This window comes from Microcystis aeruginosa FD4 (assembly GCF_009792235.1).
GTDB classification, from domain to species: Bacteria; Cyanobacteriota; Cyanobacteriia; order Cyanobacteriales; family Microcystaceae; genus Microcystis; species Microcystis viridis.
On record NZ_CP046973.1, the window covers coordinates 4,451,443 to 4,471,500 of the forward strand.

Annotated in this window: 20 protein-coding genes and 3 pseudogenes; 12 read left to right on the plus strand and 11 right to left on the minus strand. The window is 41.5% G+C overall.

The window, feature by feature from the left end:
• Nucleotides 1–36: 36 nt before the first annotated feature.
• The gene (locus GQR42_RS22115; RefSeq protein WP_158201638.1) at nucleotides 37–816 is read right to left on the minus strand and encodes a pentapeptide repeat-containing protein; all 780 of its coding nucleotides are present in this window, start codon (nucleotides 814–816) and stop codon (nucleotides 37–39) included.
• 499 nt (nucleotides 817–1,315) lie between these two features.
• Between GQR42_RS22115 and GQR42_RS30140 the strand changes: the two are divergent.
• The 3 genes and pseudogenes from GQR42_RS30140 to GQR42_RS29085 all read left to right on the plus strand — a co-directional run.
• A pseudogene (locus GQR42_RS30140) lies at nucleotides 1,316–1,408 on the plus strand (IS607 family transposase); the annotation flags it as partial.
• Between the two features lie 61 nt (nucleotides 1,409–1,469).
• Nucleotides 1,470–1,874 (plus strand): transposase, encoded by a 405-nt coding sequence (locus GQR42_RS29080; protein ID WP_233271121.1) that lies wholly within the window; start codon nucleotides 1,470–1,472, stop codon nucleotides 1,872–1,874.
• Nucleotides 1,875–1,980: 106 nt separating this feature from the next.
• Complete coding sequence (locus tag GQR42_RS29085; protein ID WP_233271420.1) at nucleotides 1,981–2,607, plus strand: transposase; 627 nt, start codon at nucleotides 1,981–1,983, stop codon at nucleotides 2,605–2,607.
• Nucleotides 2,608–2,843: 236 nt separating this feature from the next.
• Here GQR42_RS29085 and GQR42_RS22130 read toward each other — a convergent pair whose 3' ends face one another.
• On the minus strand, nucleotides 2,844–3,032 hold the full coding sequence (locus GQR42_RS22130; protein ID WP_233271122.1) for a hypothetical protein: 189 nt from the start codon (nucleotides 3,030–3,032) through the stop codon (nucleotides 2,844–2,846).
• A 55-nt stretch (nucleotides 3,033–3,087) separates the two neighbouring features.
• Between GQR42_RS22130 and GQR42_RS22135 the strand changes: the two are divergent.
• Nucleotides 3,088–4,157, plus strand: a pseudogene (locus GQR42_RS22135) (IS630 family transposase).
• Between the two features lie 78 nt (nucleotides 4,158–4,235).
• Here the strand turns inward: GQR42_RS22135 and GQR42_RS22140 are convergent.
• Nucleotides 4,236–4,886: a hypothetical protein gene (locus GQR42_RS22140; RefSeq protein ID WP_233271123.1), complete on the minus strand. Its 651-nt coding sequence runs from the start codon at nucleotides 4,884–4,886 to the stop codon at nucleotides 4,236–4,238.
• Nucleotides 4,887–5,226: 340 nt separating this feature from the next.
• On the opposite strand from GQR42_RS22140, the gene GQR42_RS22145 reads away from it, so the two are divergent.
• The gene (locus tag GQR42_RS22145; RefSeq protein WP_233271124.1) at nucleotides 5,227–5,616 is read left to right on the plus strand and encodes a hypothetical protein; all 390 of its coding nucleotides are present in this window, start codon (nucleotides 5,227–5,229) and stop codon (nucleotides 5,614–5,616) included.
• Nucleotides 5,617–5,726: 110 nt separating this feature from the next.
• Here GQR42_RS22145 and GQR42_RS22150 read toward each other — a convergent pair whose 3' ends face one another.
• Complete coding sequence (locus GQR42_RS22150; protein ID WP_002793034.1) at nucleotides 5,727–6,575, minus strand: IS630-like element ISMae21 family transposase; 849 nt, start codon at nucleotides 6,573–6,575, stop codon at nucleotides 5,727–5,729.
• A 78-nt stretch (nucleotides 6,576–6,653) separates the two neighbouring features.
• On the opposite strand from GQR42_RS22150, the gene GQR42_RS22155 reads away from it, so the two are divergent.
• Nucleotides 6,654–7,622, plus strand: coding sequence for an AAA-like domain-containing protein (locus GQR42_RS22155; protein ID WP_233271125.1), 969 nt, complete (start codon nucleotides 6,654–6,656; stop codon nucleotides 7,620–7,622).
• Here the strand turns inward: GQR42_RS22155 and GQR42_RS22160 are convergent.
• On the minus strand, nucleotides 7,619–9,040 hold the full coding sequence (locus tag GQR42_RS22160; RefSeq protein ID WP_233271126.1) for an ABC transporter substrate-binding protein: 1,422 nt from the start codon (nucleotides 9,038–9,040) through the stop codon (nucleotides 7,619–7,621). The genes GQR42_RS22155 and GQR42_RS22160 overlap by 4 nt on opposite strands.
• Nucleotides 9,041–9,209: 169 nt before the next feature.
• Nucleotides 9,210–10,103 (minus strand): helix-turn-helix domain-containing protein, encoded by an 894-nt coding sequence (locus GQR42_RS22165; RefSeq protein WP_158201640.1) that lies wholly within the window; start codon nucleotides 10,101–10,103, stop codon nucleotides 9,210–9,212.
• Nucleotides 10,104–10,300: 197 nt separating this feature from the next.
• On the opposite strand from GQR42_RS22165, the gene carA reads away from it, so the two are divergent.
• From carA to GQR42_RS22190, 5 genes are all read left to right on the plus strand, one after another.
• The gene (gene carA / locus GQR42_RS22170) at nucleotides 10,301–11,449 is read left to right on the plus strand and encodes a glutamine-hydrolyzing carbamoyl-phosphate synthase small subunit (RefSeq protein WP_158201641.1); all 1,149 of its coding nucleotides are present in this window, start codon (nucleotides 10,301–10,303) and stop codon (nucleotides 11,447–11,449) included.
• A 74-nt stretch (nucleotides 11,450–11,523) separates the two neighbouring features.
• Nucleotides 11,524–11,874, plus strand: a complete 351-nt coding sequence (locus GQR42_RS22175) for an STAS domain-containing protein (protein WP_158201642.1) — start codon at nucleotides 11,524–11,526, stop codon at nucleotides 11,872–11,874.
• Nucleotides 11,875–11,877: 3 nt separating this feature from the next.
• Nucleotides 11,878–12,294 carry a Mini-ribonuclease 3 gene (locus GQR42_RS22180; RefSeq protein WP_002741322.1) on the plus strand — a complete coding sequence of 139 codons (417 nt, stop codon included), beginning with the start codon at nucleotides 11,878–11,880 and terminating at the stop codon, nucleotides 12,292–12,294.
• Nucleotides 12,295–12,319: 25 nt separating this feature from the next.
• Nucleotides 12,320–13,186 (plus strand): 23S rRNA (guanosine(2251)-2'-O)-methyltransferase RlmB, encoded by an 867-nt coding sequence (gene rlmB / locus GQR42_RS22185; RefSeq protein WP_158201643.1) that lies wholly within the window; start codon nucleotides 12,320–12,322, stop codon nucleotides 13,184–13,186.
• A gap of 112 nt (nucleotides 13,187–13,298) precedes the next feature.
• On the plus strand, nucleotides 13,299–13,595 hold the full coding sequence (locus GQR42_RS22190) for a DUF1816 domain-containing protein (protein ID WP_158201644.1): 297 nt from the start codon (nucleotides 13,299–13,301) through the stop codon (nucleotides 13,593–13,595).
• A 395-nt stretch (nucleotides 13,596–13,990) separates the two neighbouring features.
• On the opposite strand, the gene GQR42_RS22195 is transcribed toward GQR42_RS22190, so the two are convergent.
• Both GQR42_RS22195 and GQR42_RS22200 read right to left on the minus strand, forming a co-directional pair.
• Nucleotides 13,991–15,424 carry a bifunctional orotidine-5'-phosphate decarboxylase/orotate phosphoribosyltransferase gene (locus GQR42_RS22195; protein WP_158201645.1) on the minus strand — a complete coding sequence of 478 codons (1,434 nt, stop codon included), beginning with the start codon at nucleotides 15,422–15,424 and terminating at the stop codon, nucleotides 13,991–13,993.
• A gap of 12 nt (nucleotides 15,425–15,436) precedes the next feature.
• A complete protein-coding gene (locus tag GQR42_RS22200; RefSeq protein ID WP_158201646.1) occupies nucleotides 15,437–16,441 on the minus strand; it encodes a CHAD domain-containing protein in 1,005 nt (334 codons plus the stop codon).
• 144 nt (nucleotides 16,442–16,585) lie between these two features.
• Here GQR42_RS22200 and GQR42_RS22205 point away from each other — a divergent pair.
• Nucleotides 16,586–16,886: pseudogene (locus tag GQR42_RS22205) on the plus strand (glycine betaine ABC transporter substrate-binding protein); the annotation flags it as partial.
• A gap of 300 nt (nucleotides 16,887–17,186) precedes the next feature.
• Here GQR42_RS22205 and GQR42_RS22210 read toward each other — a convergent pair.
• The 3 genes from GQR42_RS22210 to glsA all read right to left on the minus strand — a co-directional run bounded on the left by GQR42_RS22210 (nucleotide 17,187) and on the right by glsA (nucleotide 19,560).
• Nucleotides 17,187–17,552 carry a DUF948 domain-containing protein gene (locus GQR42_RS22210; protein ID WP_158201647.1) on the minus strand — a complete coding sequence of 122 codons (366 nt, stop codon included), beginning with the start codon at nucleotides 17,550–17,552 and terminating at the stop codon, nucleotides 17,187–17,189.
• A complete protein-coding gene (locus tag GQR42_RS22215) occupies nucleotides 17,553–17,912 on the minus strand; it encodes a YtxH domain-containing protein (protein ID WP_158202547.1) in 360 nt (119 codons plus the stop codon).
• A 631-nt stretch (nucleotides 17,913–18,543) separates the two neighbouring features.
• Nucleotides 18,544–19,560: a glutaminase A gene (glsA, locus tag GQR42_RS22220; protein WP_158201648.1), complete on the minus strand. Its 1,017-nt coding sequence runs from the start codon at nucleotides 19,558–19,560 to the stop codon at nucleotides 18,544–18,546.
• Nucleotides 19,561–20,058 lie beyond the last annotated feature (498 nt).

Genomic DNA, 20,058 nt, shown 5'->3' on the forward strand with positions numbered 1-20,058 from the left:
AGGAAAAGGATCGGCTTTCGGCAGATATATTGACTTTTAAGTGGCAAAACGGGGCTGAAACCAGTCTAGGGGAAAAATATCATCTTCTTCGACGATTTCTGTCCAACCAGTGACGCTCTCAAAACAAGTCCCCGTCAAGTTAGCACCCCTCAAGTCCGCTCCCTGTAGATTTACCTCTTGTAACCGCGCTCCCGCTAGATTAGCGCCCGCTAAATTGGCCCCGCGTAAATCACTACCCGTCAGACGTGCCTCGCTAAAATTAGCCCTTTCTAAATTGGCCCCCTGAAAGTCCACCTCTTTCAGAAAAGAGCCGCTAAAATTGGCTTCCCTTGCGGAAATCTGACGACATTTAGCCCCACTTAACCGCGCTTCCTGCAAATTAGCCCAATTGAGATTGACTTTATCTAGGGTTGCCTCCAAGAGATTAACTAAGTATAAATTCGCCCCGCATAAATTCGCCCCGCATAAATTCGCTCCCCGGAGATTAGCATGGGAAAGATCCGCCCCACTTAAGTGCGAGTTACGCAGGTTTGCCTGTACCATAAAGGCCCCAGTGAGATTGGCTTTGGTTAAGTCCGCTTCCACTAATTGCGCTTGACTTAATTTGGCATAGGTTAAATTCGCCCAATTCAAACTCGCTCCCCGCAGATTTGATTTAGTCAGAAAAGAGCGACTCAAATTAGTTCCGCGCAAATTGGCCGCAGCAAAATTGACAGCAATCAGAGTCACTTGTTGTAGGTCTAGACTCATCAAGTCAATGGCTAAAAAATCCCGCTCTCCTTGTTCGTAGAGTCTTAGTAACTGATTAACTTTCATCTCCCTTCTTCTACTTTAAGATGGTGGTTAAGAAGTAATCAAAGCACCCAAAAACTTCGTCTGATAACTAACTCAGCTTTTAGATGAGTTAGTTATCAGGCTCTCTTTTGAGTTTATGTAAAGTTTTTTATCGATTTTTTAAGGGAAGATAACCCGAACAGCAAGTTAATTTTAATCATAGTTAAATAGCTTGGCTAAAACAGTTTGACTGGTTTTTCCAATTCTACCCCAGTCCATCGGGTAATCAGTATCTGAAACTACTCTTGTTAAAAAACTTATCTATTGTTCAAACTCGATTATATTTAACCCAGCCAATTCTCCCTATTTTCTCGGATCAGGGCGGTGGAGCCGAGAGGACTTTCAGGGTATTTTTACCCAAATCAATAGAGACGTTGCTAGGCAACGTCTCTACAAAAGTGGTATTGTAAAGTTTTGTCAAAAATGTGTGCAAATAACAGCAAACAACTGCTACTGTGGTTAGTGCCAGTTTGCCTTACAGTTGAAATTATCAGATTATGCCAAGAAAAAGGGGATCAGTTATGACACTACTTGGAGGATGTGGAATCGATGGCAGTTACAAGGAAAACGTCTGTATTCAATAAGACGAAGAACAAGAAAAACCGAATGTTTAATTAAGTGCTTCGAGGAAGAGCATGAAATTAGTTCAAAGACATCTAATCAAATTTAATAAAAATGAATTTTTAGTATTTGATAAGTTGGCATTTTTATCAAAGAATCTTTATAATTGTGCTGTCTATTTAAACCGTCAAGCCTTCTTTTCACATCAGCCATTTCTAACCCTAACCATGACTGAATTACACCATGCTTTGAAAACAAGCGCAGATTATCAAGCATTACCAGCTAAAGTAAGCCAGTTAGTATTAAAGCAAGTAGAAAAAACCTTTAAATCCTCTCAAAAAGCACAAGAACAATTCAAAAAATCGCCCAATAAATTTACAGGAGAGCCGAAATTACCCCGCTATAAAGATAAGAAAAAAGGTAGAAACGTTTTAACTTATAACTTTATAACTATCAAGCCATCTCTAAAAAAGCCTTGAAGCAGGGTTTAATTAAGCTCTCAGGAACTAATTTAGAGTTGAAAACCAATTTAAAAGAAGTCTTAGAGGTGCGAATTTTCCTAAAACGGGCGCTTATTGTCTAGAGATTGTTTATGAACAACCCTCCTCAGCAAGTCAAGAGGGAGAAAGATATGCTTTTGTTGATTTAGGTTTAAATAACCTAGCATCTGTCACCTCTAATATTCCCGAATTTCAGCCAACTTTACTATGTGGGAAAGCCTTAAAATCATGCCATCAAAAATACAACAAGACACTAGCTAAACTCAAATCGGAATTACCTAGTTTACAGAAGACCAGTAAAAGAATACAAGGTTTAACTTTAAAGCGTAACTGCAAGGTGGATTATTACCTCCACACCGCTAGTAAATATATTATTGATCAATTACTAGCTCATCAAATTAACCTGTTAGTTATTGGTCAGAATCAAGGCGGGAAACAAAACCTTAATATTGGGGATAGAAATAATCAGGCATTTGTGAATATTCCTCACTCAAGATTTATTGAACAACTAACTTACAAAGCAATTTTAGTCGGAATAAAAGTCATGACGACTAATGAAAGCTATACGTCTAAATGTAGTTTCTTAGATTGGGAACCAATTGGCAAACAAGAAAAATATTTGGGCAAGAGAGTTAAAAGGGGATTGTTTAGAAGTTCGTCAGGTTATCTCTATGGAGCAGATATTAATGGTTCGTTAAATAGGGTTTGCTGAATAATGGTAAAACCCTTTTAAAATAAGGCTTTTGACCTGTTAAAATCCGATGTTCATGCCGCGAAAATAGGATTGGGACTTTCAAAAACCTTGCATTATCCTTTTTATAGTACAAGCTTAGTACAAAAAAACAAGGGCAACAAAGCCTGAAACGACCGGCTACTGACGACTGGCTACTGACGACTGACTCCTACCCCCACCGAAAAACTTTTTGCCGCAAACCCTATTTAATCAAGCTACTCAGAAACAGACAGAGGGGAAACCTTTTGGGCTTGAGCGAGATAGTACCATCCCGACGGGACAAATACCAGTGCGCTTAGGGTGGTTCCCATTACCCCGATGGAAATACAGAGAGCGAGGGGTTCCCAAAAAGCGCCGCCGTAGAGGAATAATGGCACAAATCCCGTCACGGTGGTTAATACCATTTTTCAAAAAGTATGTCATACTTGGTAAAGGTATAGTTTGTGTGGTAAAAAGGCAATGAGTGGAGTCCCTAATATTAATGTTGCTGAGTCAGTAGAAGACTTAAAATCCTTGTTGAAGCAACAAGTAACCTCTTTAAACTTTGCTAAAGTACAATCCCTGTATCTACTAAAAATTAAGGAGGTAGAAACGGTTCGTCATCTCGCCGTGTTAATAGGACGCTCAGAAAGAACTATTCATCGCTGGTTAAGTTGTTATCGAGAAGGAGGAATAGAAAATCTCTTGTCAGAACCAGAAAAACTGGGAAGACCCAAAAAGATTTCAGTGGAAGAAGCCGCTCTAATTCAGAATGAATTAAAAGACCCAGAAGGATTTCAAAGTTATAAAGAAATTCATTTTTGGGTATCAATTATTTTAGAAATACCCACCAGTTATAGAACTGTTTACCGTCTCGTAAGAAATGAATTACAAGCTAAATTAAAAGTGGCTCGACCTCAAAATTTAAAACAATTACCAGGAGAAGTAAAAATATTCCAAAATAATCTATCTGAACAGCTACAAGCTTTACTAGAAAAGGAATCTGAAAAAGTTAGTCAATATTTAAAAGTCCGCTTCTGTTGTCCAGATGAAAGTCGCTTCGGCTGTCCTACCATTGTCAGAAATAAAATAACAATTAAAGGCATAAAGCCCCTTGGTAATTTTCAGTATAATTTTCAATATCTCTGGCTCTATGGTTTAATAGAACCTCGAACAGGTAGCAGTTTTTTTTATGAATCTCTCATTTAGATAGGGAATGTTTTAATCAATATTTAACGCTTTTTTCTCAAGCTTTTTCTGAGGAATTACATATTATTCAATTAGATAATGCTCCCGCACATACGGCGACCGACCTAGAAATACCTGATAATATTATCCTATTTTATCAACCTCCCTATTGTCCAGAAGTAAATCCAATTGAGAGAGTTTGGCTATATTTGAAAAACCTATTGGCCTGGGGCAATTTTAACTCCCTTGATAACTTAAGAAGTAAACTTTACCATCTTTTAAATTCTCTATCCAATGACACGCTCGGGTATTTGACGGGATGGTCTTGGATTTTAGAAGCTCTATGTCTGTCAGGAATTTAGAAAAATGGTATAAGACTTTTTCAACGGTTTAACCTAAAAAACTTTCGGGAATGGCCGGTCCCCATTGATAGAGAATATCTAGCCCCCCCGCATGAAGTTCTGGCTCGGTGGTTTGCTCGAAAAGGTCTCCATCGGTAAAATGTTCAATGAGGCTACCGAAAGGATCTTGCCAATAGTCAAACACTTGACTTCCCAACAAATGGCGACCAATACTTTACAATACCAGTGATAGCTTTCCTCAAAGTCTTTGACATCAATAGCTAGATGACCTAGACGTAAAATAGGTGCGGGTTCTTTTTTCGGCCTTTGGGTGCGACCTAAACGGGTTTTCTGACTAGCGTGATTCCATTGCAAGGGTTCAGGAATCGGCAAAGGTTCCACTTCCTCGATACCATAGACCAATTCTAGGTTAAAACCGTTGGGGTCAATAATTTTGATGCGCTGACCACCACCAGGGGTGAACAGGGTTTCCACGGTCGAAGCGGAGGCTAAAGTGGCTAGTTCATGTAAAACGGATTCTGATGTCGCTTCTAGGGCAAAACTGACAAATTTAGCTTCTTTTCCCCATTCTACGATATAGACAAACTGTTTTTTGCCTCTACCTCGCATATACAAGGCTGTATCGGTTTTAACCGCGGTAATCAGGCCAAAATCCGTCAAAAAACGTTCACACAGGTCTAAATCCGGATGTTGATAGGTAACGTAGGCAATATCAGCAATTTTAGTCATACTCGGTCATCCAGTGGAGTTGTCTAATTCGGCACAAAACAGCCAGGCAGATAGCGGTCAAAGTGCTGCCATAGCAAGGGTGAAAAGACTATTAAGAAAATCTGAACCTTGTTGTGGTTGATTATGGCATTGTGAGTACACCCACAGTCAAAGGCTAATTTTTCTTGCCCTCAATTGCTATCCCAGACTGGAGTTTGAGTAACTTGGGGGTGGAGAAAAACCTTGGGGAACTTCGGGGTTTTGCGGAAAATTTTTTTGAGAGATGTGGTCAAGGTTGTCTAGAGTACCTCGATAAATTGGACTTATTGAGAAAATATTCACACTAATTGAGAATAAACAAATGTCTAGAAAAGTTACCTATGGGGATATTCCCAGACAAAGAACCAAATATCTGCTTAATGCTCTGTTAAAGTTTGCTAACTACGAGGTGGATAATTGTGAAAATATGGCTATTAAATTTAGCTGGATTAATGAGAAAAATTTGAAAATTCAAGCCGAACTTAATGCTTTAGAAATGCTGACTGAAAAATGTGGTCAAAGGCTGGATTCATGGCAAATTCGGGATGCTTTGACGGAATATCTTAACGAAAAATTTTTAGGTATTTTGGAAGATCATCGTCTCAATAATCAAGGAAAAATTCGTACTTTTCAAATTACTTTTTGGCAACGGGGTCATGATATTTTAACTAACCTAAGGAGCTTTGATTCAAGAGTGGGCAAACAAAAGTAAACATCAATCTCCCGCAATTGCTGCTATTCTCTCCTCTTTAGATGAGGAAAAACAACAGGATTACCAGACCTATATTAAGGATTATAGTTATTTCAAATAAGAACGAGACACTAGGCGACACAATAAGTACGAATAATTTCATCAAGGGGTGTCCCCACAGGAGCATACATTCTGGCTCTCTTTAATGCACTAAAATCATGTTCGATATCATTTAAATCAGGAGAGTATTTTGGCAAAAACACTACCTGATGACCTGCTTCTTCTACCAGTTGTTTAATGACTGTCTTCCGATGAATTGGTGCATTATCCATAATTAATACTGATGTTATGGTTAGAGAGGGCAATAAATATAAAGATAACCACCCTTCAAAACCTTCGGCATTCAGGCTTCTCGTAAATACCATCGGGGCAATAAAGTCTTTTTTTCCCTTTCTTCTCCCGGCGACAAGGTTTTCTCTTTTTCCTCGTTTTCCTTGTCTATCTCCCAATACTTTCTTCCCTTTTTTTGACCAGGCATAAAGGCAGGCTTGAAATTCTTCAAACCCTGACTCATCAATGAATACAAGGCTTTCACTTCCATATGTTTTAATCAATTCTCTCAGCACTCTGTAGTATTTCATTCTTTCTTCTCGGTTTCTTTCTCTATAACGAAGTTCCTTCTTTTTTCTGGTAATTTTCATTTTTTTTAAGGCATAGCAAATGGCACTTGGTCTCACTCCAAACTTCTCGGCTCTGTCTCTTAATCTTGCCTCGGGATTTTCTTGGACATCTTTTGACAATGCTTTCCAGTCTAGCTTTCTTTGACGGTGTTTTACCTTTGTCGCTTCCAGTTTTTCCCTACCTAGCCATCTATATATTGTGGCTCTTCCTATATTAAATAGAGCGGCGGCTTTGGTTATGCTTCCCCCATTCTCTACATAATCAATTACTTTTTTTCTCAAGTCTAGGCTATAAGACATTTTTCTGTATGGGTTGCTCGTTTCTCTTTATTTTACCTTATTTTTCCCTCGTCTCACACTTATTTGAAATGACTATATGTGAAACGTCCACCTCTGGAGGAAAATTGTCTCAAAGTTCTTCAGCAAGAACAATCGTTGCTAAGAATTCGCGCACCTCATAATAGTGGCAAAACCCGTTTAGTTAATTGGTTAGTCCATCATCTCAAACAAGATAATTATCAACCAGTTATCATTGATTGTGAGGAGGAAAAAGCCACTATTGACCTTAGTTGTGAAGACTTGCTGCTGTCGATTTGTCGTACCATTACCCAAGAATTAAAGATTAACGAATCTCTTCTCGATAAATTTTGGTCTCGTCCCGGAACTCCTGCCCAGAAAACTCGACGATATTTAGAGGAATATGTTCTCCAACCCAGTGCTAATCCTCTGGTTTTTGTCTTTGAAAAATTTGATACAGTTTTAGAAACTGAAACCCTCGGTAATGAAATTTGTGGGATTCTCAGAAGTTGGCATGAAAGACGTTCCCCACCTTGGCGGAAACTGCGCTTAATTATTATTCATTCAACGGAATTTTATAGCAACTATGATTTTTATGCCTCTCCCTTAATTGGTGTAGGTTATGTGGCTAGTTTATCGGATTTTAATGCGGAACAAGTTCTCACTTTCGCTCAAGTTAATGGCATTAATTGGACGTTATCAGATGTTCACAAGGTTATGAACTTAGTGGGAGGTAATCCTTATCTAATTAAGTTAATCTTGGTAAAATTGCAAGAAGGAAATTCTCTAGAAAAGGTTCTAGATGATGCCTTACAGGGACGAGAGCCATTTCAAAGTCATTTTTTCCTACTGATGAGATATCTGAAAAGTAATGCTAACCTACGGAATATTTTTAGGCAAATTCTTCAGAAAAAAGCTCTGACTCCGGCTCAAATGAAAGGAGAATCTGTCCAATTTTTGGAACGATTGGGACTGATCGACAAAAATCATGATACCCTAGAGGTGCGTTGCAATTTGTATCAAGTATATTTTGACGACTTGCTTGATTAGTCTCGTTGAGATTCCCAGTGAAACTGAATTGAGTTTTCAAGTTTTTCTTCTAACTTACTCTCAACCCTCACAGTAATTGGTTCTCGATTAGATTCGGATTCATTATCTACAAATATGAGAGAATTGCCTGAGGTCAAATCAGCCGAAAGATTGAGGTTTTCTAAATATTCTTGTATCAACTCTGAGGAAATTTTATTCTGGGATTGCAAGGCTCTAATAGCAGCTATAAATGATTGGGCCGCATCATAACTGGTAGCGGTTCGCCAACTAATATCTTCTTTCCATAAAGCTTGAGTATCTCTGACAAAATTTTGGGACTTAATTAGATGGGAAAACCAAGGCACAGCCAAAACTAAATTATCAATAAATTTACCGCTATCAGCCAACATTTCATGTTCATACATGGAATGACTCCCTAAAAGAACTAGCTTATTTTTCAGATCTAGAGTGGTGCTGGTATTCAACTGTTCAAGAGTATGGGATAATTCTACTACAAAAGAAGCTGATTCCAAACTGGGAAATAAGACAATTCCTCTAATTTGATCTTGGGAGAATGCTTTTAAAACTTCTGCGTCAATATCTAGGGAAGATGATAAATCAATTACTTTAGTGATTTTACCGCCTTTTTTTGGGAAAGCTTGACGAAACTCTTGAGTAAGTTCTTGGCTATCAATCTGGTTAGAATTATTTAAAATAATTACCTTATCTAGATCATGTTGGCTGGCATAATTAGCTAAAGTTTCACCAATTTTTTCATTGGTGATAACGGTTCTAAAAAAGTATTCACTCTCAATTACATCCGAGGAACTTGTAGAAGAAATTAAAGTAATTTTGGCTCTTTCATAGATAGGTAAAGCCGCTAAGGTGGCTTCACTAGAATAATGTCCAATTACTCCAATAACTTTGGGGTCTTTAACGATTTCCTTAGCGACTATCTTAGCAACTTTTTCATCATTATTATCATTGGCAATAACGATATTTAAAAATAAATTATTCGCATTTGTCGGTAATTGGCTATTAAATAAATATTGTGCTTGAGCAATACCTTTAAGGATTTCTTGGGAAATTTCATTTTTTTTGCCCCTGGGAATAACCACCGCCAAAGTCACATAATTATTACTTAAATAATCGATAGCATTATTATAATAAATCAATGTTTCTGCATCTTCAGGATTAGCAAGATAGGCTTTTTTGAATAACTGTTTAGCTGCCAAATAATTAGCATTTTGAAAAGCAAAAATGCCCCGATCTTTATAAAAATTTTCCTGTTTAATAAATAGCTTTTTTTCGCCTTGGCTAAATAGTTGAGGCTCCTTAGTATAGGGGATTTTATAAAAGTAAGGTAGCAGCCATGACTGGTAGAATCCCAACCCAAGTAAACCTGTAACAATGCTAGTAAATATTCCCGCTGTCACCATAAATAAACGAGATTGTTTTTGACGAGTAATCAGGGTAAGAGCATCTCAATCAGACTTGACAGAAAGCGTTGAGAACAGTCACCATCTGGTTATTGTTCTCAACGCTTTTTTCCTTTTTTTGGCTTCCCCTTGCTAGGGAGCCTGCTGGAGTCTCCTATCCCCTAATTCCCTACTCTAAAGCGTAGATACGACCATCCATGAGCAGACGGGTGATCCCTTTCGCTTCCAGTTGAGCGTGAGCTTTTTCGATCAGGCGACCGTCAGGAACTTTAATCACTTTTTCCTTGCGCTTGGAGAAACGACGAGCGATGCGATGACTTTCAAAGATGGGGAGGGTGCGCTGCTGGATTTCCTGAGGGGGAACCTTACCCAATTCGGCAAAATCCTTGAGGGGACGGGTGATTAATTCGGCAGCGCGATCAATGACCAAGTAACAGGTTTTGGGAAAAGCCGCCGCCGAGAGGGGTAATATCTGTAATTGGGCTGTTTTAACGATAGTCGGGCCTAAATAGCTCCCCGCTAGTTCCTCCTCCTCCTCATCCTCCTCCTCATCTTCATCTTCATCCTCCTCTTCATCCCAATCCTCATCAAGCTCCTCTTCCTCCTCGTCTTCCTCGAGGTCTTCGACGAAAAAATCGGTTAAATTAGGATTTTCTAGGGTTTTATCGCCATTAATTTCTGTATCTTCCAGATTATCTGGTTCTAGCGGGTAAGAGGTATCCATTAACAGGGTTAATTGTTGCACAGAAGCGATCGGTTGCTCAAAAGCCTGCTCATCCTTAGCCTCGATGTGGGCTGCCCGAAAACCAATCACCTCGATCGCTTTTTCTGGTAAATCGGCTGCTGTTTCCTCCTCCTCGAGGCCACGACCATTGCGGGCCAAGCGTTTTTTCTGGATTAACTGCTCGTATTCCTCGCCAGAAAAAGAATTTTTGAGAAAACGACTGACCGTAGAACTACTCACGCCATAACGCTCGGCTAAGGTGGAAGTGGTGGCCTCCGTTTCCCGATAAAGCTTAAGAATTTCTTTTTTCGTGGCATCAGTCAGTTTTCTTGGACTCATATTATTTATATAGTTATTTTTTAAGCGATAGGATCTTGCCGATGGCTAGTCAGGGGAAGCTGTTGTCCTTGAGCGGACGTACTCTTAATCATAAAACGCTCTAGCCAATTAAAACTAAGCAATTCGTTTTCTAGTCCCTGTTCTAGTCTATCCTTGACTTCTGTTTCTCACCACTACTCAAGATTAAAAAATTGACAATGATATCAAGTGCTGCTAGTCAAAAAGCCTTATTAGTTCTGGCCGATGGTACGGTCTACGAGGGTTATTCCTTCGGGTCCAAGGGAACCACCGTCGGCGAAGTTGTCTTTAACACGGGGATGACTGGTTATCAGGAAGTCCTCACCGATCCCAGTTATGCTGGTCAAATCGTCACTTTTACCTATCCGGAATTGGGGAATACGGGGGTTAATCCCGAGGATGAGGAGTCAATTCGTCCCCAGGTGAAAGGAGCGATCGCCAAAAATATCTGCCACCGGCCCAGTAATTGGCGTTCTACCCAATCCCTACCGGATTATCTGGCCGCTCATCATGTTATTGGCATCTATGGCATCGATACCCGGTCTTTGACCCGCAAAATTCGCTCGTTTGGGGCGATGAATGGGGCAATTTCTACGGAAATACTCGATTATCACGATTTACTGCGGCTGGTGCAGGCAGCCCCCAGTATGGCGGGGTTAAATCTCGTCAAAGAAGTAACCACCAAGGAAGTGTACGAATGGACGACTCCCACCCCGTCCGCCTGGGAATTTGCGCCAATTGATAGTGATCAAGAACCGTTAACGGTGGTGGCGATCGATTTTGGCATCAAACGCAATATTCTCCGGCGTTTAGCTAGCTACGGTTGTCGGGTGATCGTGGTTCCCGCTGACACTCCCCCGGAAAAAATCGCCGCCTATAATCCCGATGGTATTTTCTTTTCTAACGGACCGGGAGATCCGGCGGCTGTCACCGAAGGTATTGCCCTAGCCAAGCAACTTTTGCAAGGAGAAAAACCCACTTTTGGCATCTGTATGGGTCATCAAATTTTAGGCCTATCCCTAGGAGCAGAAACCTTTAAACTGAAATTTGGTCATCGCGGGTTAAATCAACCCTGTGGACTGCGGCAACAGGTGGAAATTACCAGTCAGAATCACGGTTTTGCCGTGCAGGAGGCATCTTTAAATCCGCAAGTGGAGATTACCCATCTCAACCTCAATGATCGCACCGTAGCGGGTTTAAAACACAAGTCTTTGCCCTTTTTCTCGGTACAATACCACCCCGAAGCCAGTCCCGGCCCCCACGATGCCGATTATCTGTTCGCCAAATTTGTTGATTTAATGCGGGAAGCAAAAAAGGGTCGGTCGTAAATTTTTAGGGTATACTAGGGTTTTGATTTTTACGGCTCTAGAGCTAGGAGGCGATTATTCCAGAAGCAATTAACTTGACCGTCAGCTTGCGAGGCACGCGTGAGGTCAGAGATAAGTACCAAATTTTCCGTTTGACGGGTCTTTTAGATGCCTTTTCCGAACCGACTTTTTGTAAGGTGATCGAAGGCTATGTGGAGCAAGGTCCCAAGGATGTGATTATTAGCCTCGCTCAGATTGATTTTATCGATAGCTCCGGTTTAGGGGCCTTAGTAAAATTGGTGAAAAAGGCCAAAACCGCAGGGGGCAGTTTACAAATTGTTACCAATCCCCGGGTAACTCAAACTGTAAAACTGGTGCGATTGGAGAAGTTTTTTTCCCTGCAACCCACCCTAGAAGCGGCGATCGAATATCTAGAAAAAGCGTAAATCGTGGAATCTCCTCTCGAAAAAATTCGCTTACAGGTCAATGGCGAGGGTTCACCAATCCTAGAGGGTCTTGACCGATTATCGCCTGCTTCTCTGGCCTATCTGGGGGATGCTGTTTATGAATTATACATCCGCACCTATTATTTACTGCCGCCCCAGCGTCTGGGAGACTATCACGCTCAGGTGGTAGGCAAAGTCAGGGCCGAACAACAGGCTTTAGATTTAGCACAACTGCAGCCCTATCTGACAGACCAAGAAAAAGAAATTCTGCGCCGGGGACGCAATGCGGTCACGGGAAAACGCCGTCGTCTGACAGCCCAAGTCTATCAGCAGGCCAGCAGTTTAGAAACCCTGTTCGGATATCTTTATCTACAAGACCCCTCAAGATTACATCAACTATTAGAAAAACTAGAATTATAGCCCTCTACTATTAATCCATCCAATCATGAGCGATCGACCATTTCGTGACAAGTCCGATAATCGTAATTCTCGCCGGCCCTCGCGGCCAAAAACCGGGCCAATTCTGGCTAAATCCCCGGCAGTAACTCCAGAAAACCAAGAAGCTGATGATCTGCTCTACGGTCGTCGGGTGGTTTTAACGGCCATGGAGGAGGAGCGCCAACTGAATCGGATTTGGGTGGTCAATCGACTCCGTTACGATCCCCGTTATCATACCCTTTTGGAAAAAGCCAAGGCCAACGGTACGGTAATTGATGAGGTGGACGATCTGCGTCTCGATCAGATTACCAATAAGGCCAATCATCAGGGGATTGCAGCCCAGATGTCTCCCTATGAGTATATAGAATTAGCCGATCTGATCGAAAAAGCTAAGGGCAAAAGTCGCCACCCCGTCATCGTCATCGCTGAAGGTATTACGGATCCCCATAACCTGGGGGCAATTATTCGCACCGCCGAAGCTATGGGTTGTCAGGGGGTGGTTATTCCCCAACGTCGCGCCGCCGGGGTGACATCGACGGTGATGAAAGTGGCGGCGGGGGCCTTGGAATATTTACCCGTTGCCAGAGTGGTCAATCTCAATCGTGCTTTAGAGGAATTAAAAGCAGCCGGTTTTTGGCTCTACGGCACGGCGGCAAAAACTGGTAAATCCTTACACACAATTAATTTAACGGGTGCGATAGGATTGGTGGTAGGTTCGGAGGGGGAGGGGTTGAGTCTGTTGACCCAAAAGTCCTGCGATGAGTTGGTATCTATCCCCTTGGCCGGCAAAACCCCCAGTCTCAATGCTTCGGTGGCGGCGGCTATGGCTATTTACGAAGTTTACCGTCAACGCTGGCAAAATTCCCCCGACTGAAAATCTGTATTTTTCGACACTCCCAATAGCCAAAAGGAAAAAGTATAAATAAAATAAGAAGGAAGTTTGCGAAGTGTAAACGAACGTAACAAAACCACCAGAGTAGATTTAGATGGGGAACGAGATGAAAGAATTTTTGATTAGCTTACTGGAAAGGTTCGGATTAGCCTACTGGGTCGAGATTAAAACCGACTATCCCAGATGTACTTATTATTTCGGTCCTTTTCTCGCTAAAGACGAGGCTGAAGTCGCTCAAGCTGGTTACGAAGAAGATTTGAAAACAGAAGGAGCGCAGGGGATTAAATTGCAGATAAAACGTTGTAAACCCGAAGATTTAACTATTTTTGAGGAAAAAGAAGAAAGCAAGCTCCTGAATACCCTAAAGGTATTACGCAGTCAAGCTTCTTAAAGACTTTCAGTAATCAGTAATCAGTAATCAGTGATCAGTGATCAGTGATCAGTAAACAGTAATCAGTGATCACTGATCAGTAAACAGTAAACAGTAATCAGTGAAAAGACAGCAGGAAACTGGGCTCTTCTCGACTTTGTGTGATAATTTTTGCTTATGTAAGTTTAAATGCTTACTGGGCAAGACTTTTAGGACTATTTTATGAAAAAAAACTATCAGTATAGGCCTCGTTTCCACACAGAAACCAGAAGATCCGAAACTGCCATTTGATGAGGCTCACTTAATACATACTGCTCACTTAAAACTGATAACTAATAACTGATAACTGATAACTGATAACTGGTAACTGGTAACTGGTAACTGATCACTGATAACTGATAACTGATGGCTAAATATCAATGGGAGCGATTTAAAAAACAGCTATATTCTGCTTCTGTCAGTCTTCCCGCTTCGTAGAGAGTATCGGTAATTTCTGCTAGGGTTAAAACCGAATAAGCTTGATAACCATGACTACGAAGTTTCTCTTTAACAGGGCCACCATGATCGATAAAAACCACGATATCATTAACTAATAATCCTGCCGATTTAATCTTTGCTGCTCCCTCGATCGCACTTTTGCCAGAAATTAAAATATCGTCCACCACCACCACCGTTTCCCCCACTTGAAAATTACCTTCAATTAATCTTCTTGTGCCGTGAGCTTTTACTTCTTTGCGGGGGAAAATCATCGGATGATTTAATAATAAAGATAAACCGGTAGCTGTGGGTAAAGAACCGTAGGGGATACCAGCAATGCGGTCAAATGTCAAGGTTTTTAATATTTCTCCATAGGCTTCAATTACCTGCTGAAAAATATTAGGATTAGAGATAATTTTTCTCAGATCGATATAATAGGAAAAAGTTTCTCCCGACGCTTGCACATAATCGCCAAACATCAAGCAACCAATATCAAATAATTGTAAAATTAAATCCTGATGAGGATGTTGTTTTAAAAGACAAACGTTAGCAGTCCAAGTATCATCTTGGCTAGATTCTTGCTGGTGATTTTGTTTAATTCTGTTGACTTCCTCTCGTAAATCTTTTACTTTTGCCCCCAAATCGGGTTGAGATAAAAAGTCTTGGGGGACAGGAATTAATAAACCCTCGCCATGACTATTTAAACCCACAGTAATTAACTCGGAGAATTTACTTTTGTCTTCCCAAATACTGCGTAATAAAATCAATCTTTCGGGGGCAAAATTGCGAATCTTTGTCAAAATCTCTGGTTGAGTGGTTCCCACTTCTAAAAACACCTGTTCGGGAGTTCCCCAGGTGCAAGCTTCTTTGACAACTTGCAGATAAAAAGGATTGTCGCGACTGGGAAATTCTTGCAGATTAATCGCGCCTTGATTGGAAGTATGACAGAGGATAAAAGCGCCATGCTCGGGGTAAACTAAAAAAGGAGCAACGTGATCCTGTCCGGAGTAGGGATTGAGAGTAACTGCGTCCACCTGCCAAGTTTTAAAGATAGTCTCGGCTAAAATACTGCTAGTATTAATATCGCCGTGTTTAGCATCCAAAATTACAGGGATATTATCGGGAATTGCCGTTAAAATTCGCTGTAATAATTCTAACCCCGCTGCTCCCAAAGCTTGATAAAAGCCTAAAGTTGGTTTGTAGGCACAGACAAAAGGAGCAGTTTCATCGATAATAAACTTGAGCCACTGTTCTAAATTAACGATTAATTCTCCTGGGGTGGAGGGCATCATTTCGGGGTTAGCATCTAAACCGAGGACGAGTAGAGTCTGGTTTTGACTAATGGCGTGGTTTAACTTTTGAAAAAAATTCATCGGTTCCTAATCTCAGGATTCTGGATTAGTTTCTAATTCTACACTATTTGGCCGAAAAATAGGCTGTAAAATTGTCTGGTGCAGACTTTTTCTGGTGTCAGCGTCAAGGAATTTCTTTTGTAGGGGTTGCCATTCTTGCCATTTTTGGTGACGGATATTTTGGAAAATTTCTAGTAAAGTCGGCATTTCCTTAGCAAGACAATCGGGGAAAATTTGACTAAGAAAATCCGAGATAACACAACAATCCTGCATTTCTCCGAGAATACTTTGAAGGTTTTTAATATCTTCTAGATACTCTTGATATTTGTCGCCATAAAACTGAGTGAATAACTCCATATTATAGCGGGAACGCTTGGCTTCTTTGCGGAGATCGTGCAGTAATAATCCTTCTTTTTCCAATAAGTCATCAATTTCTTGACTAGAAAACTCTCTTACTCTTCTATCTCCCTCTAAATTTACCCCAACTAACCAGCCTTCGTGCAGTAAAAAGTGACTCGCTTGGGGTAATAATAAGTCTGGTAAAACTGTGGCAATATCTAATTTTCCCATCGGTTGATAGGTGGGATTATCCAACCAACTGGCAAAATCTGCCTTAAAATTGAGAAATTTATCGGACTTTAACAGCTTTTCTACCTTAGTAAAAGCCTTCTCCCTTCGGTGTTCGAGAACTTGTAAAACTTTCTTCAGTAAATCCTGTTCTTTCGGGGGTAAAATTGGCTGATAATGACCGACAAAAGCCTCCTTTAACACATCTAAATCTCGCAATTCTCCTAAAATTCTGCCCAGATTACCCACCCGTTTTTGATCGGCATATTTCGGCATGGTTAAAGCGGCAGCAAAACCGGTTAAGGTACTGCGAAGACGGCGCATTCCCACACGAATTTGATGTAATTCTTCGGTATCCTGATCGAGTAAAACCCCAGCTTCGTGTTTAAGAACTTTATGAAAATGTTTATCAATACCGATATAAGCCCAATCGGCAACAGTTTTAGCCCGAGAATTAATTTTGTTAGTCATTTGTCTTTAGCAAGGGAATAATGTCAAGATGGTGATAGAATCTTTAAATAAAGACTGGAACTAATAGCCGCTATTCATTCTATTCAATCATGACCGAATTGGTTATCCTTCAATAGGATGAAGCAGCAGCTTTAAGAGAAGTTTATGGATAGTTTTTGGCTAGATTATGCGGGGGAAATCGCTTTTCGCACTGGAGAGCATCTTTTCTTGACGGGAATAGCCATGGCTATCGGTAGCTTAATCGGGATTCCTCTAGGTATTTTAATTAGTCGTCAAGCTATTCTCGCTCAACCGAATTATAGCGATCGTTAACACCCGACAAACTATCCCCAGTTTAGCCCTATTTGGTTTTTTAATTTCTGTGCCTTTTTTGGGAGGAATCGGCAAAATTACCGCTATTGTTGCCCTAACTCTCCATACTTTACTGCAAATTGTTTTAAATACCTAAGTAGGGTTTGCGGCAAAAAGTTTGTTGGTGGGGTTAGGAGTCTCCGAGTCTCCGAGTCTCCGAGTCGGGGGGGGAAGTCAGAATAACAGAATGACCTCGCAGGTCTGGAAGCGGAACCCTTCGAAATCGAAGAGCGAAAGTGCAAGGGTTTTGAGTCCCTCGGACAGTCGGAACGGTAAAGGGTGGCGAAGCGGTGGCGGAAAAAGACCAAGATGGAATTATTAGGGTTTGGTTGTCAGTTATCAGTGGTTCGAGCGCTCGCTGTTGCGCCGAGGGTTTTTTGTTTGGGGTATCTCCTTAACTGCGTTTCCAAGTATTCCAAGCGGCTTTAAAACCGATCAAGAGGCGACGGCTGCCACGATCGAGCTTGCTGAGACCAGCTTTAGCACTACCGAGACTGCGATCAACTCCCTGGACAACTTGGCGGGTACTTTTGACCCCTTCATCGATATTTTCGGTTAATTCGCTGATTTCCGCCCCTGTCAGGCGAATTGCTTCTAGAGTCGGGGGAAATTCCCGATGGAGGGTATCGAATAATTTTTCGGCACTGCGGGCTGCCCGGGCTAACTCTTGCAGAGCAGGTAAAGCGGCGATGAAAACCGCCGTTAAACTAACGGCGACTAGCAGTAAAGAACATCCTAGCCAGAAAATAGGTTCGGTCATTTAATGGTCATTCGAGTGATGATTATCGCCTTGGGGGGAGTCTTCTGAGTCGGGGAAAGGATTGTCCGTGGCTAGACTTTGACTAGCTTCGATTCCGGCTGTCACCGCCTCTTTTAATCTAATTAAAGTATCATCCCAATTACGCCGGGCCGATTCCGATAGGCGATCGGCCTGCAATTGCATCGTCGTCGTCAGATCTTCGGCTAATTCTGGCAAAGCCCGGGCGGATTTTTGCAGAATTCGACGGGTTTCTTTTCCAGATCTCGGTGCTACTAATAAACCCGCCACTGCCCCGATCGCACTGCCCAATAAAACCCCGACGACGAATAAGCCACCGTTACCGTTATTTTTATCTGCCATAGAATTGCCCTTGTACTTAATTCCCAATTTTACGAGCAATTTCACTGCTCTTGTGCAGTTTCTTCGGCAAAAATTTTGACCTGTTGCTCTTGGCAAGCAAAAACAGACCTAGAAGGGATAACTTGAGAAAAAACTAGCGATCGGGCAAAACCTGATTTTATGACCGACTTTGAGCCAATAAGGGAGTGAAAAAGAAGAACCTCTGGGAGTCTTGCCGTGTTTCGACCCCAAAGGTTCTTCTTATGCTGAACTTATACTCCTCACACGATATTTATATTACACACAACCCGCTGCTTTTGTCAAGAGGTTTCTGAAATTTTTTCCATAGACCTCTAGCCAAATTAATTTTCTAGGGCCGGTAGGCGCTCTTGCAGGGGACAGCTAAGTAGGGTTTGCGGCAAAAAGTTTTTCCTGGGGGCAGGGTGTGGGGTGTGGGGTGTGGGGTGTGGGGTGTGGGGTTTTATCGATTTTCAGGACAAAAGTAAAGTTAACTGTGGGGTAAGAAGAACGTAGCCCGCATGGGTTACGCTACCGCTAACCCATCCTACAAATAATTGTGCCTCCCTACTTATCAGACTAAATCCTGTTTAAAAGCCATGGCAGAGTGGGGAGAGGGAAGTAGGGGGTGGTATCAACTATTACCTTCAAGCCATGTTTTTAAATCTCGTTCCGGTTTGGCCACATTGAATAAATGTAAACCAAAATCCTCTGAAATATCTTGACAAATTTTCACTCCTCTGATGCTGTTGCCTTTTTCATCTAAAAGGGGCGAAAAAGTTCCAATTCCCAACTGATGGGGGACTACTGCCGTAATTCCACCCCCGACACCGCTTTTTGCTGGTAATCCTACCCGATAGGCCCATTCTCCCGAAGCGTCGTACATTCCACAGGTAAGCATAACACTGATCACATCTTGAACGTAGTGTTCATCGATCGCCCGTATTCCTGTGATTGGGTTGACACCTCCATTAGCCAAGGTAGCAGCCATCAGAGCTAAATCGTGAGCATGGACGAGGATGGCGCATTGTTGACAGTAAAGATCGAGGGTTTCTTCAATTTTATCGCTAACCATGCCAAAATTTAGCATCAGATAAGCCATGGCCCGATTGCGGTTGCCTGTGGATTTTTCCGAGAGAAAAACGGGGACATTAATCTCGTGATCCCTGCCGGTATAGCGTTTAAACATTTCTAAAATACGTTTTAGCCTTTCGGTGGCATTCTGTCCGGTGATTAAATCCGTGGTAGCGATCGCACCAGCATTAACCATAGGATTATAGGGACGATTGGTTTTTTCATCGAGAATAATCGAGTTAAAAGCTTCCCCCGTGGGTTCAACACCGACTTTACTGTTAACGTATTCCCGTCCGTGATCTTCTAGTGCTAATCCAAAGACAAAAGCTTTAGAAATCGATTGTACTGTAAAGGTTTGCTGACAGTCTCCCACCTCAAAAATCTGACCGTCAGTGCTAATTACAGAAATACCAAACCATTGGGGGGCTGCTAGAGCTAATTCCGGAATATAATCGGCGATATTACCCGTCTGTAAATCAGAGTATTTTTCGTGAAGACAGTTAAGATAGTTCCGAAAAGGATAGACCAACTCTTGTCCAGAATTGACGGGACTAATAAAATCTTTTGGGGAGACCATAGGGGAGTATAGCAGTTATCCTAATAATGAGTGACAAGGTTGTGGTTTTGGGTAGTCAGTCGCCAGTATTGAGGAGACGATGCCCAATGAATTTATCCTTGAGCTTGATGGGAACCCCTATAAATTATTCCATGATTTGACGAGCAAGGGACAAAATATTCAAATATTGAGATTTTGTAAAAGTGTTATAATCTAGTAAGCTATTCGTAACTGCTTGTTTCGGGTGCCGCCCCCTTTGCCATGCTTAGAGTGCTTCGGAAATTTAGATGCTGAACAGCTTAATTATACTCTGTAAGTATCTTGACAATCGAAAACGTTTTGAGATATGATAATTTAGTCATACTATATAGTGATACACGTCAATCTCCAATTAATTTTTTACTTAACTAAGCAAATATGGCGGATTCAGGACTGGTCTGGTACATTCTCCACGCCGAAAGGCTTATCCAATAAGGGGTTGTCTGTGCCAGATGGACAGAGGAACCGCCGTAGCTGTTG

Coding starts and splice junctions, on each gene's coding strand:
- GQR42_RS22150 (WP_002793034.1), bottom strand. CDS start 6,575: ATGTCTTATAGCCTAGACTTGAGAAAAAAAGTAATTGATTATGTAGAG.
- GQR42_RS22165 (WP_158201640.1), bottom strand. CDS start 10,103: ATGAGTCCAAGAAAACTGACTGATGCCACGAAAAAAGAAATTCTTAAG.
- carA (WP_158201641.1), top strand. CDS start 10,301: ATGATATCAAGTGCTGCTAGTCAAAAAGCCTTATTAGTTCTGGCCGAT.
- GQR42_RS22200 (WP_158201646.1), bottom strand. CDS start 16,441: ATGACTAACAAAATTAATTCTCGGGCTAAAACTGTTGCCGATTGGGCT.
- GQR42_RS22140 (WP_233271123.1), bottom strand. CDS start 4,886: ATGACTAAAATTGCTGATATTGCCTACGTTACCTATCAACATCCGGAT.
- glsA (WP_158201648.1), bottom strand. CDS start 19,560: ATGGTCTCCCCAAAAGATTTTATTAGTCCCGTCAATTCTGGACAAGAG.
- GQR42_RS22190 (WP_158201644.1), top strand. CDS start 13,299: ATGGGGAACGAGATGAAAGAATTTTTGATTAGCTTACTGGAAAGGTTC.
- GQR42_RS29080 (WP_233271121.1), top strand. CDS start 1,470: ATGAAATTAGTTCAAAGACATCTAATCAAATTTAATAAAAATGAATTT.
- GQR42_RS22215 (WP_158202547.1), bottom strand. CDS start 17,912: ATGGCAGATAAAAATAACGGTAACGGTGGCTTATTCGTCGTCGGGGTT.
- GQR42_RS22145 (WP_233271124.1), top strand. CDS start 5,227: ATGTCTAGAAAAGTTACCTATGGGGATATTCCCAGACAAAGAACCAAA.
- GQR42_RS22160 (WP_233271126.1), bottom strand. CDS start 9,040: ATGGTGACAGCGGGAATATTTACTAGCATTGTTACAGGTTTACTTGGG.
- GQR42_RS22210 (WP_158201647.1), bottom strand. CDS start 17,552: ATGACCGAACCTATTTTCTGGCTAGGATGTTCTTTACTGCTAGTCGCC.
- GQR42_RS22115 (WP_158201638.1), bottom strand. CDS start 816: ATGAAAGTTAATCAGTTACTAAGACTCTACGAACAAGGAGAGCGGGAT.
- GQR42_RS22195 (WP_158201645.1), bottom strand. CDS start 15,424: ATGAATTTTTTTCAAAAGTTAAACCACGCCATTAGTCAAAACCAGACT.
- GQR42_RS22130 (WP_233271122.1), bottom strand. CDS start 3,032: ATGGTATTAACCACCGTGACGGGATTTGTGCCATTATTCCTCTACGGC.
- rlmB (WP_158201643.1), top strand. CDS start 12,320: ATGAGCGATCGACCATTTCGTGACAAGTCCGATAATCGTAATTCTCGC.